We start from the raw sequence: 14,543 nt of genomic DNA, 5'->3' as shown, positions 1-14,543 counted from the left end.
TTATTTCATTGATATGGTCAGTGAATATTTCGGTGAATTTTAACCCAGAAATATATCTAGATTTTACATTTAGAAAATGAGTTATGAGTATAATTAATACCAACTGTCACATAGACAGCTTAGAAAATACTAGATGTATCTTTTTTGATATGTTTTTTTCACAGCCGCATAGGTTGCTTAGAAGGGCTAATATAAGTGTAAGACTTGTATTAGTCCTCATTAATTCCAATGAGTATGAGGTTACTAGCTTATGTTCGTAACCTTTATTTCCCAATGCGAAAAGAAAGCGATTCCTCGAACTCGTCGTGTGTTAGATGCTTTTGCAGATCGGATCGGTGATAACACATGGCAAACAGTCATTACTGAAGATGGCTTATTGGCTGTAAAAAAACTACTCAGAAAAACAGTCACAAAGAATACTGCGGTGAGTTGTCATTGGATACGGGGTCGGCGTAGAAGTGAGCTCATGTGGATAGTGGGAAATCGTAACAAGTTTAATGAGCAGGGGATTGTGCCTGTAAACACCACGAAAAAAAGTCTAGCTCAAAATAAATGGGAAAATGATTGGCATTATTTACCTCTCATTAAAGCATTGGTTGCAGTGTCTGCTTTACTTCATGATTGGGGTAAAGCAACTGTTTTGTTTCAGCAAAAACTACTGAGTAAGAATGATCAATTCAAAGGTGATCCTTTACGACATGAATGGATTTCCTGCATGTTGTTAAATGCTTTGGTGCAATCATCTGGTAATACTAAGTCTGATGAAGCATGGTTAAAACTATTGATGAATCAAACTTGGGACGAGGAACTACTCAAACAAACGATTATAAAGAACTCAGATCAATCGAAAGTTCTAGACCAACTTCCACCTTTTGCTCAATTAGCTGCTTGGTTAATTGTTTCGCATCATCGCCTGCCGAATTTAAAAACTGAAAAAGAGTATAAAAAATATGGGAGTGAGGATATTTCATGTATCAAGGATTTATTTGAATTTATCGAAGCAGATTGGGGTTATCAAAATAAGTTTGAGGAAAAAGAGTATCAACAGCGCCTCCAATTATGCTTCGAGTTTGAACAAGGTTTATTGACTCAATCGGTCGAATGGACCAAGCAAGTTAAAAAATGGTCAGCGCGTTTATTACAAGAATCTCAAGTATCAGAACAGATTTTTGTTGATGGTTGTTGGCGAGTGATTTTACATCATGCACGCTTATGTCTCATGTTAGGAGATCATTATTATTCATCGTGTGAGGCTGATAAAACTTGGAAAACAAGTTTATCACTCGTTGCAAATACTGATCCAAAAACGAAACAAGCCAAACAGTATTTAGATGAGCATTTGGTACGTGTCAGTGACAATGCAATGCGAGTAGCCCAGTCCCTAAGCCGTTTGGCTGATGAAATGGAATCTGCATATGATATTCAAAAATTAAAAAAGAAAAGTCCACAAGGTTTTGAATGGCAAGATCAAGCTGTTAAAGGGATTCAACAGTTCATTCAAAAAAATGAGGGGAGTGAGAAACAAGGTTGGTTTATTGTCAACATGGCAAGTACTGGAAAAGGTAAAACCATTGCCAATGCCAAAATTATGCAAGCCCTATCTCAAGATGGTCAATCATTACGTTATGTTTTAGCCTTAGGGCTAAGAACACTAACGTTACAAACAGGTGATTCATATCGTCATGATATTGGTTTAAGTAGTGATGAGCTGGCGGTTTTAATTGGTTCAAAAGCTGTACAGGAGTTACATCATCAGGATATAAAAAATAATCAGACAGAAGAGCTCAGCATTGAGGAAATAGGTTCAGAGTCATTAGAAGAACTATTAGATAACGAACTTGATTATGATGCTATGCCCCAAGCTGAGTTTATGAATGCATTATTTCCAAAGAATCAAGAGCAGCGTAATAAAGCCTTTTTGTATAAACCAGTTTTGACTTGCACCATTGATCATCTGATGGCAGCTACAGAAACCAAACGTGGCGGTAAATATATTTTGCCAAGTTTAAGGCTTTCCTCATCTGATTTAGTCATTGATGAAGTTGATGATTTTAATGGTCAAGACTTGATTGCGATTGCCAGACTTATATATTTAGCAGGAATGTTAGGTCGGAAAGTAATGATTTCTTCTGCAACGATTCCACCTGCATTAGCTGAAGGATTTTTTAATGCTTATCAGCACGGTTGGTCGTTATATTGTGCATTTAAGAAGCTGAAAAATATTGATACGGTTGCAATGTGGGTAGATGAGTTTAAAACCAAAACTCAAACAATTAATTCAGGTAAATCAGAAGATTTAGTACAGCAATATAAAAAAGCACATGATCAATTTATTGAACTTCGAGCAGATGCGCTAAGTAAGCAAATCGTAAAGCATAAGGCTTATATTGTAGATTGTTCTGATTTGGTGACAGAAAAAGAAGTTCGACGTTTAGATCAGAGTTTGCAGTCTCAGTATTTTGAGCGGATTAAGCAAAATGCTGAACAGTTGCATTTCAAACATCATACTATTGATACTCAAACCGGTAAAAAAGTTTCTTTTGGTGTGGTGCGAGTAGCAAATATTCCGCCATGTGTTGCACTTACTCAATACTTACTAAATGCTGAATGGTCTCAAGGGATTTCACCGCGAGTGATGGCATATCATAGTCGGCAAGTGCTTTTACTACGCAGTGAACAAGAGCGACATTTAGATCGAGTCTTAAAACGGAAAGAAAAATTAGGAGAACAAACTGCTGCATTTTTAGATGATGTGATTCGCCAGCATCTAGATTCGACAGATGATGAATATGTTATTTTTATCTTGGTTGCTACACCTGTCGAAGAGGTTGGTCGAGATCATGATTTTGATTGGGCCATTGTAGAGCCATCTTCTTATCGTTCTATTATTCAGTTGGCTGGTCGAGTATTACGTCATCGAAAATTAGATCAGGATATTCAAAATCCAAATATTGCTTTAATGCAATATAATTTAAAAGGGTTAAGAAAGGCTAAAGTAGCATTTGAAAAACCTGGTTTTGAAATTAATAATGATAAATTCAAATTGCAGACCAAAAACCTAAAAGAACTTCTTGATAACTCAGAAGCTAATTTTAATATCAATGCTATTCCTAGAATTAAAGCAAATCAGCCATTGCAAGCAATAAAAAAATTGGCAGACCTTGAACACGCAGTGATGGCAGATGCTTTAACTTCATATAAGCAAGTTGGAGCAAAACCACTCAATTCATGGTTGACACAAAAGTGGTTTTTAACTGCTTTACCTCAGAGGTTTACACCTTTTAGGCAAAGCTCGCCTAATATCCAGCTTTTTGCGGTGCCGAAAAATCATAAGCTTGTATTTTGTGAGAAGAATGATTTTGGTGCGTATATTGATCGTAATGGTTTTTATGATATTCATCACATTAAATTAAGTAAGTTAGAACAAAATCGATTATGGTTAAATCGAAATTATTACGACATTTTGTGTCGTTTAGCGCTTGATAAATTAGATGAAAATGAAGATGTTAATGAAATGATAGAAGAATTAGCAAAACGATATGGGGAAATCATGTTGCCTGAATATGATGAGGATAAACAACTTACCTTTTCCGAGCAATTTGGACTTGTAGTTTTGGATAAATAATAGAATGGAGTAAATATGGCTGAAAGTATCCATACATTTTTAAATGAGCGTAAAGAACTTTGGTTAAAAGATCGAATAAAAAAGGCCGAAAATGAAAGTGCCATAGCAGAATTACAGCAGCAAGCAAATGATAAATTTAGTTTGAATGAGTGGCTTCCTGACGCAGCAAAGCGGGTTACTCAACTTTCTATGGTGAGTCATCCGAGTAAATTTAGTCATCCAAGTGCGAAAACTTCAAGTGTTATTGCTAAGGTAGAGTATTGTAATGATGGTTATTTAAGAAGCGGTAATGTGGATTATTCTTTAGATGTATTTGGTAACGCCGCTGCAATGGATGTCTTTAAGTTTCTGTCCTTAGCTCTAACTGAAAACTTGACAGTATTGGATGGTTTCGAAAAGCAAGATCAAGAACTTAAAAAATTAATTGCCCATGCTGAATTAGACTTTGATAATTTAAGTTCAGAATTTTTAAAAATAAAAGCAACAGATGATTCTATTAAAACTGATCATCTAGTGAAGCAGGTCTATTTCCCAGTTGGTGAAGCTCAATACCATTTGCTGTCTATTTTGACGCCATCTGGTTTAATTACTCGGCTAAAACAATCGGTAGATGCTATGCGTTTTTCTGAAGAGACTAAACAGGCTAAAGAGTCACGTAAGAAAAATGAGCATCATGAAGTTGGATATTCTGATATTTTTGATTTAACTGTAACAGGTTATGGTGGAACTCAACCACAAAATGTCAGTGTTCTAAATAGCCAAAATGCAGGGCGAGCTTATTTATTACCAAGTTGCCCTCCTGTCTTAGAAAAAAGAACAATTCGGCTTCCAAAAGCTGATTTCTTTGCTCAATCTTTATATCGAAAAAATTATCAGGATAGTTTTATTCAATTGCATAAATTTATGCAGCTTGATTTAAATAATATTGATATTCGTAATGCAATAAAAAATATTATCCAGTTTGTGATTGATCAAATATTACTACAAGCCTTAAAAACTAGAGAATATGCAGTTGAGGGATGGTCAAATCAGGATTATTACGCCAGCCTACCTAAAATACAGCGTATTTGGTTGGATAAAGTTCATCAGAAAGAACGAGAAGAAAATTCTGACTGGAGAGACGAATTAAGTAGAGAGGTAGCACGCTGGATATTACGAAGCTATGAAAAAGTGATTAGCGATGCTTATACGTTAGGAACAGGCGAGTTACTGGATGTCAAACAATGGGTAGAGAACTCATTACAAAAAGCAAAGGAGTTTTTTTAATGCGTCATTTTTTATTGATTCCTCATTTAAAACTCCACAATGCTAATGCAATGAGTAGTCCATATACCATTGGATTTCCTGCAATGACGGCTTGGTTGGGTGCAGTTCATGCTTTGCAACGAAAGTTACAAACGAAAGATTGTGATGTAGCTTTAACTAAAGTGGCTGTGAGCTGTCATGAATTTAATTTGCAAACTTATAAAGGACAGGGGGACTTTGTTCATTCGATTATAGGCACTGCGAATCCGCTAGATAAAGATGGAAGCAGACCGGCTTTTATTGAAGAAGCACGATGTCACTTGGAAGTTTCTCTTTTAATCGAGATTGAAAATCTAGGCTTTAAAAAAAGAGAGCAGCTTTTGAAAATTGTTCCAGATTTAGTTAGTAGTATGAAATTTGCCAGTGGAGATGTTCTATCTGTTCAAAAGTGCCAAATAATAGATTTCGATGAAGATGAGAGTCACGATAAAGAATTAAGACCTATTTTAAATAAATTAATGCTTGGACATGTACTCATTGAACGCCGTGATCTCGTTGTAGAAAGTATGAATCAGGGGCGTGATGCTTTAGATGCAGTTTTAGATTATTTGAAAGTTACTCATAGTTCTGCTGTAGATGAGAATGGAAAAGTAACATGGAACTCAAAACGTCAAACGCACGGCTGGCTTGTACCGATTGCTATTGGTTTTCAAGGAATCTCCGAACTAGGTCAAGCAAAAAATCAACGCGATGCTAATACACCGCATCGGTTTGCTGAAAGTGTTCTCACTTTAGGGGAGTTTGTGATGCCATACCGTATAGAACATATAGATCAACTGTTATGGCAATATCATGTTGATTTAGAAAATAATTTATATCTTTGTAAAAATATTTCAACAATTTGATTTAAAAACTGAAAAGGAAAAAATCATGGCTAAAAATGAAAAAGCAGTTGCAAGTGTACTTGCATTTGAAAAGAAACTTGTTCCATCTGATGGTTATTTTTATGGTACGTCATGGGGAAATCGGAAAGAACAAACGGCTTTAAAACTGATTCAGAAATCCGTTCGGGGGACTATTTCTAATCGACTAAAACCAGCCGTTGCCGGTGACCCAATGAAATTGAATGCCGAAGTTGAAAAAGCCAATTTACAAACTGTAGATGCTTGTGCTTTAGGTGAGCATCAAGATACTTTAAAAGTTGGATTCACTTTGAAAGTATTAGGTGGCATAGAAAACCCATCTGCTTGTAATAATGAAATATTTCTAAAATCTTATCAGTCAGTTGCTAATAACTATATTCAGCAATATGGTTTTACAGAGTTAGCAAAACGTTATGCTTTAAATATCGCCAATGCTCGTTTCTTATGGCGTAACCGTGTGGGGGCGAAGAAAGTAGAAGTTGTTGTAACGATTAATGATCAACCAGCAGTAACATTTAATGCGTTGGAATATCCATTGCATGACTTTGATCATATTGATGAAAAGGTTCAAAACTTAGCAAACCAAATTGCACAGGCTTTAAAAGGTGAAACACCATACTTATTAATTAAAGTTGAAGCTTATGCATTGGTAGGAAAAGCACAAGAAGTCTATCCAAGCGAAGAATTAGTATTAGATAAAGGAAAAGGTGATAAGAGTAAAATTCTTTATCAAGTGAAGGATGTTGCTGCAATGCACTCTCAGAAAATTGGAAATGCATTACGTACAATAGATACTTGGTATCCTGAATTTGATGAGAAAAAAGCTGCAATTGCGATTGAGCCATACGGTGCGGTAACGAATCTTGGAAAAGCCTATCGTACTCCTAAGGATAAAAAAGACTTTTTTAGTTTATTTGATAAATATGCATTAGGGGAATCGCTTGAGAATCCTGAACAAGAACATTACGTGATGGCTGTTTTAGTACGTGGTGGAGTGTTTGGTCAAAGTGGTAAGGAGTAATGATGAATTGGTATCAAGAAATTACCTTGATTGATCAAGATGAAATTTCCCCTTATTTTATTTGGTCAAAAGTTTATACCCAGCTTCATATTGCTTTTGCCGAACATAGCAATGAGCAGGGTAGAATACCCTTCGGTGTATCTTTTCCTCAATATCGTATCAATGAGCAAAAGAAAATTGGTTTTTTGGGTACAAAAATTCGTGTGTTTGCCAGCTCGGAAAATGACTTACAACAACTTAACTTAGGCAAATGGCTAGAACGATTCATTGATTATGTACATATCACTCAACCGAGAGAAGTGCCTCGAGCCAAGATTACAGGTTATGCGCATTACTATCGAGTTAATCCTAGAATGAGTGTTGAGGAACGTATAGTTCATCAAGCACAACGTCGTAATATTTCTTTGGATCAGGCTAGACAGCATTTTAAACAATATGTTGAGCAACCAGTGGTTGAACCATACGTAAGTTTAAAAAGTCTCAGTGCAAAACGTGAGGAAAATGTAGATCGCCCCTATCGTTTATATATTGGTAAATCACTTGTTGATGAGGCAAGGGATGGGATGTTTGGAACTTATGGACTAAGCCGAATGACAACAGTCCCAGAGTTTTGACCCAATATTTTTTCTATTCTTTAACAGCTCAATAAAATCAATAAGTTACAATAGGTCTTTTTTTGATTGGGTAAAATGCCAAAATCCATGATAAACACTTGTTGTAACTTATATTTTTACTATAATTTTATAGTTCATGGCGGCATACGCCATTTAGAAATACCAAGTTATTTAAGATGGTTGGTCTTTTAGGTTCATGGCGGCATACGCCATTTAGAAAGAGTTCTTTCATAACGTAGGCTTTAATGCCTGGTTCATGGCGGCATACGCCATTTAGAAAAACGTTTCCGCAAATCTGCGAAATACTCGTTGGTTCATGGCGGCATACGCCATTTAGAAAAATATAGTGGCATCTTCGAGAGTTAAAGGCGGGTTCATGGCGGCATACGCCATTTAGAAAATCAGAATTTTGTTTACAAGTTCTAAGCGGGAGTTCATGGCGGCATACGCCATTTAGAAAAGTTTGAACATCTAATAATTGAGCTGTAATACGTTCATGGCGGCATACGCCATTTAGAAAGCCTCCAATTGATCCAATTGATCAACCTCCATGTTCATGGCGGCATACGCCATTTAGAAAATAAGAAAGCATAATGGTATAGATCGTCTCCAGTTCATGGCGGCATACGCCATTTAGAAAAGAAAGGTCAGGCGCGACGAGTCGCTGCCCGCGTTCATGGCGGCATACGCCATTTAGAAACAAACGTGGGTTACATCTAGTTGCCTGAGGAGGTTCATGGCGGCATACGCCATTTAGAAAAATAAAAGATAGTGAACTAGTACACATAATTCGTTCATGGCGGCATACGCCATTTAGAAAATATGGTGGTTGTTATAAACCGCCTAATGATAGTTCATGGCGGCATACGCCATTTAGAAAATTAGAAGACGTGGACTCCCCCAACCTTTCAAGTTCATGGCGGCATACGCCATTTAGAAATTTGCGCTCTTGCGGTTATTATCAAAGACCTCGTTCATGGCGGCATACGCCATTTAGAAAAGCATGTGCTAAATCAGGGAAAAGAAAAGCCAGTTCATGGCGGCATACGCCATTTAGAAATAATTATAATCGCAATAGCTTCAATACTCCTAGTTCATGGCGGCATACGCCATTTAGAAAAGTGCGTGAACATTATTCTTTCTGCATCAGCTGTTCATGGCGGCATACGCCATTTAGAAACGGTACGTTCAACGGTCAGCAGATTTGTGTTAGTTCATGGCGGCATACGCCATTTAGAAAATTAATAGTAATCGTAGTGGCGGTGTGTCAATGTTCATGGCGGCATACGCCATTTAGAAATTAACTTGCTTACGGCCAACACCTGTAATCAAGTTCATGGCGGCATACGCCATTTAGAAAAGCCAACTTAATAGTAGAAAGGTAATGCCCTTGTTCATGGCGGCATACGCCATTTAGAAATACCAAACCAATCAGCAATGGAAAAACCACCGGTTCATGGCGGCATACGCCATTTAGAAATATAAAACGCGCAAAAAAATATAAGGGACGTAGTTCATGGCGGCATACGCCATTTAGAAATTAAACTGATTTACAAGCTTGATCAGTAGGCCGTTCATGGCGGCATACGCCATTTAGAAAATCATGAAGCTTATTAAATGACTGACATGGCTGTTCATGGCGGCATACGCCATTTAGAAAAAAGATTCTAGCCCCCTCAATTGAGAAGTTATGTTCATGGCGGCATACGCCATTTAGAAATATTTAGAAAGCTTGGAAAATAAAGGTGACTGGTTCATGGCGGCATACGCCATTTAGAAATTTGCCGATGCGTGCAAACATTTGCTCCGCTTCGTTCATGGCGGCATACGCCATTTAGAAATTATAGATGGCTTTAACTGACTCCCAGCCCATGTTCATGGCGGCATACGCCATTTAGAAATTACCAGATAGCAACTCTCTAGGTCAGATAGACGTTCATGGCGGCATACGCCATTTAGAAACCAGACTTGATTTTTATCACCATTGAAGAGTTGTTCATGGCGGCATACGCCATTTAGAAATCAGGTAATAAAAAACCGCCCGAAGGCGGTATGTTCATGGCGGCATACGCCATTTAGAAATCAAAACGTATGGGTTATTGATGCTCAAGATTGTTCATGGCGGCATACGCCATTTAGAAATCGTTGCTACGCGCCACGGCGCACCCATCGTTGTTCATGGCGGCATACGCCATTTAGAAATTGAATCGGCCGCTTTGCGTATAAACACCACCGTTCATGGCGGCATACGCCATTTAGAAATAAAATCACATCAGGGAAGTGAAGGCGAGCTAGTTCATGGCGGCATACGCCATTTAGAAAGAGAATGATTTAAATTGCATTAAGCCTTTAAAGTTCATGGCGGCATACGCCATTTAGAAATGGAAGTCATGAATGTAGGTGTTGAGGATGGCGTTCATGGCGGCATACGCCATTTAGAAAGAATTGCACTTGCTAAGCCAATAATGCCAACTGTTCATGGCGGCATACGCCATTTAGAAAGACCCATAAATCAAACAAGCCAACATAATTGAGTTCATGGCGGCATACGCCATTTAGAAATTCCTCAACTGACATTTCCAAATAGTAGAGGCGTTCATGGCGGCATACGCCATTTAGAAAAGTAGTTGCACCAGACTCCGCACAATCTAAAAGTTCATGGCGGCATACGCCATTTAGAAAAAGAGAACGAACGAAAGTTCATGGACATGTTGGTTCATGGCGGCATACGCCATTTAGAAATAAATGTGATTATTCAAGATAAGCTAGGCAGTGTTCATGGCAGCATACGCCATTTAGAAAGACCAATGGAGCACGATAACCCCATGGTTTATGTTCATGGCGGCATACGCCATTTAGAAATAAGTTAATTAAGGGTGTGGCTATGGTTGCAGGTTCATGGCGGCATACGCCATTTAGAAAAAAATCACAAATACATAAATCATTTTTTATCGTTCATGGCGGCATACGCCATTTAGAAAATAAAGCGCACAACCCATTGATTTGTATTTTTGTTCATGGCGGCATACGCCATTTAGAAAAGCAAATAGATCAACTGGTGCGCCCTGTGAATGTTCATGGCGGCATACGCCATTTAGAAAGAGATTCAAGTTTCACCGGATGGCACAAGTAAGTTCATGGCGGCATACGCCATTTAGAAAGTAAAAAAGAGCATTTCCAGCAAAAATTGACGAGTTCATGGCGGCATACGCCATTTAGAAATTTAAAGCTAAATGAGGGTTAAACCTAAGAAAGTTCATGTCGGCATACGCCATTTAGAAAAACGTGAACAATTGTTTTAGCTTTGAACATTAGTTCATGGCGGCACACGTCATTTAGAAAGTTACTGGGTTGCGGAATATATTCGCAATTATATTCATGACGGCATACGTCATTTAGAAAATTTTGATCTTTACTTATTCTCGCTTCAAACAGTTCATGACGGTATACGTCACTTAAGCGTTAAGATAAACAATAAATGATCACTGCTTAGTATTCTTTATCTTTAAATTTAAAAGAAGAAAATATATTCTGAGCTCAAGATATTTAGTGGTGAAATTTTTATGCGCGGTTTATACCTCATTACCAATGATGACCCAATCCAATTATTATTAGAAAAATTAGACGCCGCACTCGTAACCCGTCAAATCGCAATTTTACAGTACCGCCGTAAAAAAGTAGACAAAGCCGACCAGCCTGCTGAAGTTGAACAGATCAAACAATTATGTGAAAAATATCAGGTTCCTTTTGTCATTAATGATGACCTAAAACTGGCTGCTCAGTTTGGTTTAGGTGTGCATTTAGGCCAAAGTGACGGTGAAATTACCGATGCAAAATCGCAGTTACCAGAAGGTGTCATTATTGGCCGTACTTGCTTAAACTCTTTAGAGCTTGCTCAAAAAGCAATTGCCGATGGCGCAACTTATGTTGCCTTTGGTGCGGTTTATGCAACTGCCACTAAACCGGAAGCTGGCAATGTAGGTATAGAAGTGATTAAGCAAGCAGCAGCTCAATATGATTTACCTATTTGTGCAATTGGTGGTTTGACTGTTGAAAATTCAAAACCTGTGATTGAGGCTGGAGCTGACCTCTGTGCAGTCATTAGTGATATATTAGGTCGATCAACTGCTGAAATTCCTGCCCGTGTACAAGCGTGGGCACAATTATTTTCTTAAGCTTTCAAAATTATTTTTTAGATATTTAAGACGAGCATTTCCATGAGTTTATCTCCAAAGCAAGAACAGTTATTTAAACAAGCCAGCAAACACATTCCAGGTGGTGTGAACTCTCCGGTACGTGCCTTTAATGGCGTTGGAGGCACACCGGTTTTCATTGAGAAAGCCAAAGGTGCGTATTTGTGGGATGTAGATGGTAAGCGCTATGTAGATTATGTTGGCTCTTGGGGACCAATGATTTTGGGCCATGCTCATCCGGATATTATTAAGGCTGTGCAAACAGCAGCAGAAGATGGCTTAAGTTTTGGTGCACCAACCGTACACGAAACAACGTTGGCAGATATTATTTGTGAAATCATGCCATCTATTGAATTGGTACGTATGACCAACTCTGGTACAGAAGCGACCATGACTGCTATTCGTTTAGCACGTGGTTATACTGGCCGTGACAAAATCGTGAAGTTTGAAGGTTGTTACCACGGACACTCTGACTCATTGTTAGTAAAAGCAGGTTCTGGTTTATTAACTAAAGGTGAGGGCGAACCAACATCAAAAGGTGTACCAGCTGATTTCGCTAAACACACTTTAACACTGCCATATAACGATATTGCAGCATTAAAAGAATGCTTTGCTAAATTTGGTCATGAAATTGCAGGCGTCATTATTGAACCTGTCGCAGGTAACATGAATATGGTGAAACCAATTGAAGGTTTCTTACAAGCGATTCGTGATGTGTGTGATGAATACAAATCTGTATTTATTATTGACGAAGTAATGACAGGTTTCCGCGTTGCTTTAGGTGGTGCTCAGTCAGTTTATAACGTTAAACCTGACTTAACGACTTTGGGTAAAATTATTGGTGCGGGCTTACCTGTAGGTGCGTTTGGCGGTAAGCGTGAAATCATGGAATGCATCGCACCTTTAGGTGGTGTATACCAAGCGGGGACTTTATCTGGTAACCCACTTGCTATGCGTGCTGGTATTGAAATGTTTAAACATTTACGTCAACCGGACTTTTACAGCAAATTATCTGCTCAACTTGAAAAGTTACTTGCAGGCTTACAAGCAGCAGCAGATGAAGCGGGTATTCCATTTAAAACTCAGCAAGCTGGCGCAATGTTTGGGCTTTACTTTACCGATCAAGAAGACATCACAAGCTTTGACTCTATGTTGGCATGTGATATTGAAGCTTTCAAAAAGTTCTTCCATGGCATGTTAAAACGTGGCGTAAACTTGGCGCCGTCTGCATTTGAAGCAGGCTTTATTTCATCTGCTCATTCTGATGAAGATATCGGGTTTACCATTCAGGCTGCAAAAGAAACCTTCGCCGAAATGAAGTAAGCAAAAAGGCCCGTTTTAAACGGGCTTTTTAATTTGAGCTATTTTATATTTGTAGAGAACAATGTTTTATTCCTTACCTCGAAAAATCCAGTTAGCCGCAAGTACTTCAAATTGGCCAATTGAATCTACGCAAAGCATATTGCTCCTAGTCGGGCTAGATGATCTTGAAAATATATCTGATTGGACGCATCAGCCATTAGCCGATCATTTAGAAATGCTAAGTAAAAGAGCACAAGCCCTCGAAATTCCAGTCATGATGATTCAGTCATCTCAACTTCAACAGACCATGTTACAGCTTGGGCAGCACTTGTCATCAAATACTCAGGCACAGGTGATTATGGCGGGGAATTTATCACCGCTATTTAAGCAGGTCATGCAGCTTGTTTTATCCATTACCGATTATGTAGCTGTTGTAAATGATGCAATCTTGGCAAGTAGTTTAGAGCAGCATATACAATGGATTGAAAAAATAAGTTTTGACCATATTCAACATATAAACACGCAGACTTTAATGCGCTTATGGTCTTTAAGTGCACCGTCATTACAGGTGTTGTCCGATAAAGGAATTTTATTGGCAGTTGCTGAACAGATAGGGCGACATCCAATGGAAATTCATCCCGAAATAGATTTAAGAAACTATGGTCTAGACGCTTCGGGAGTCAATTATTTGGTGGAATTATGGCGTGCTAATGGTGCGAGCCTAACTGTTGATGAGTTGATGCAAACCCCTACATTGCAACATATTATGCAGTTATTGAAGCGCTAATCGGCTTTAGTCGTAATGTGATTCATAATATTTGCAAATTCTGTCGTTAATTTACCCGAACGGCATTGTAATTCGGACGTAAGCTTTTTATTATTGCCCGCTTGTTTTTCATCTTGCCTTGGGAATACAACTTTGAGTGATTTTCTAAGTGAACATCTGATCTATCGTGATGATGATTTTATGGTGATTCATAAACCTTCGGACATCTTGAGTGTGCCAGGGAAAGGTGATTTACATGACAGCGTTTTGACAAGACTGGTGGCAATTGAACCACGAACTTTGCTCATTCACCGCCTTGACCGTGATACTTCGGGTATTTTGGTTTTTGGGTTATCTAAGCGTGGACAGAGTGCGATTGCACGCCAATTTCAAGACCGTCAAACTTCGAAAATATATGAAGCGCTAGTTGCTGGTCATTTAGAGGATGAAGGGACAGTGGATATCCCTGTCGTCTATGATCCGAGTCGACCACCTTTACATATTGTCGATACTTCTCATAACAAACCTGCTTTAACACATTGGCAGGCAATTGAACATTTCCAGATTCAAGGACAACCGGTTACGCGTGTCAAATTGACACCGATTACCGGTCGTTCTCATCAACTCCGTGTACACATGCAATATCTGGGACATCCGATTGTAGGTGATACATTGTATGCAACACCGGAACAATTACTTGTTCCTCGTCTGTGCTTGCATGCTAAACAGTTAAGCTTTAATCATCCTGTCACAGGGGAATCATTAACTTTTAACTGTCCTGTACCGTTTTAATGTAAAAACTTTCGATGAGTAATTTTTGTAGCAAAACAATTTAATTAGTTTTTGCTGCAAAA

General features: G+C 38.4%; 9 protein-coding genes and 1 CRISPR repeat array. All 9 genes read left to right on the top strand.

Features of this window, described 5'->3' with window-relative positions; all coding sequences use genetic code 11:
• Window positions 1-250: 250 nt before the first annotated feature.
• Window positions 251-3,625, top strand: coding sequence for a type I-F CRISPR-associated helicase Cas3f (gene cas3f / locus EGS71_RS07460; RefSeq protein ID WP_000498209.1), 3,375 nt, complete (start codon window positions 251-253; stop codon window positions 3,623-3,625).
• A 15-nt stretch (window positions 3,626-3,640) separates the two neighbouring features.
• Window positions 3,641-4,891: a type I-F CRISPR-associated protein Csy1 gene (gene csy1 / locus EGS71_RS07455; protein ID WP_000841018.1), complete on the top strand. Its 1,251-nt coding sequence runs from the start codon at window positions 3,641-3,643 to the stop codon at window positions 4,889-4,891.
• Entirely contained in the window at window positions 4,891-5,775 is an 885-nt protein-coding gene (gene csy2 / locus EGS71_RS07450) for a type I-F CRISPR-associated protein Csy2 (RefSeq protein WP_001215683.1), read from the top strand. The genes csy1 and csy2 overlap by 1 nt, the downstream gene beginning before the upstream one ends.
• Before the next feature lie 25 nt (window positions 5,776-5,800).
• Window positions 5,801-6,814 carry a type I-F CRISPR-associated protein Csy3 gene (gene csy3 / locus EGS71_RS07445; protein WP_001097004.1) on the top strand — a complete coding sequence of 338 codons (1,014 nt, stop codon included), beginning with the start codon at window positions 5,801-5,803 and terminating at the stop codon, window positions 6,812-6,814.
• A 2-nt stretch (window positions 6,815-6,816) separates the two neighbouring features.
• Complete coding sequence (cas6f, locus tag EGS71_RS07440; RefSeq protein ID WP_001104791.1) at window positions 6,817-7,428, top strand: type I-F CRISPR-associated endoribonuclease Cas6/Csy4; 612 nt, start codon at window positions 6,817-6,819, stop codon at window positions 7,426-7,428.
• A 132-nt stretch (window positions 7,429-7,560) separates the two neighbouring features.
• Window positions 7,561-10,830: direct repeats of the CRISPR family, unit length 28 nt; unit sequence GTTCATGGCGGCATACGCCATTTAGAAA.
• A gap of 161 nt (window positions 10,831-10,991) precedes the next feature.
• Complete coding sequence (gene thiE / locus EGS71_RS07435; RefSeq protein ID WP_001214814.1) at window positions 10,992-11,603, top strand: thiamine phosphate synthase; 612 nt, start codon at window positions 10,992-10,994, stop codon at window positions 11,601-11,603.
• 42 nt (window positions 11,604-11,645) lie between these two features.
• Window positions 11,646-12,944 (top strand): glutamate-1-semialdehyde 2,1-aminomutase, encoded by a 1,299-nt coding sequence (gene hemL / locus EGS71_RS07430; protein ID WP_000059227.1) that lies wholly within the window; start codon window positions 11,646-11,648, stop codon window positions 12,942-12,944.
• A gap of 61 nt (window positions 12,945-13,005) precedes the next feature.
• The gene (locus EGS71_RS07425; protein ID WP_000500062.1) at window positions 13,006-13,710 is read left to right on the top strand and encodes a phosphopantetheine-binding protein; all 705 of its coding nucleotides are present in this window, start codon (window positions 13,006-13,008) and stop codon (window positions 13,708-13,710) included.
• A 132-nt stretch (window positions 13,711-13,842) separates the two neighbouring features.
• Window positions 13,843-14,481: an RluA family pseudouridine synthase gene (locus EGS71_RS07420; protein WP_001279311.1), complete on the top strand. Its 639-nt coding sequence runs from the start codon at window positions 13,843-13,845 to the stop codon at window positions 14,479-14,481.
• Window positions 14,482-14,543 lie beyond the last annotated feature (62 nt).

This window comes from Acinetobacter sp. FDAARGOS_559 (assembly GCF_003940475.1).
Classification (GTDB): domain Bacteria; phylum Pseudomonadota; class Gammaproteobacteria; order Pseudomonadales; family Moraxellaceae; genus Acinetobacter; species Acinetobacter baumannii.
This window is presented reverse-complemented; position numbering and strand designations above follow the sequence as displayed.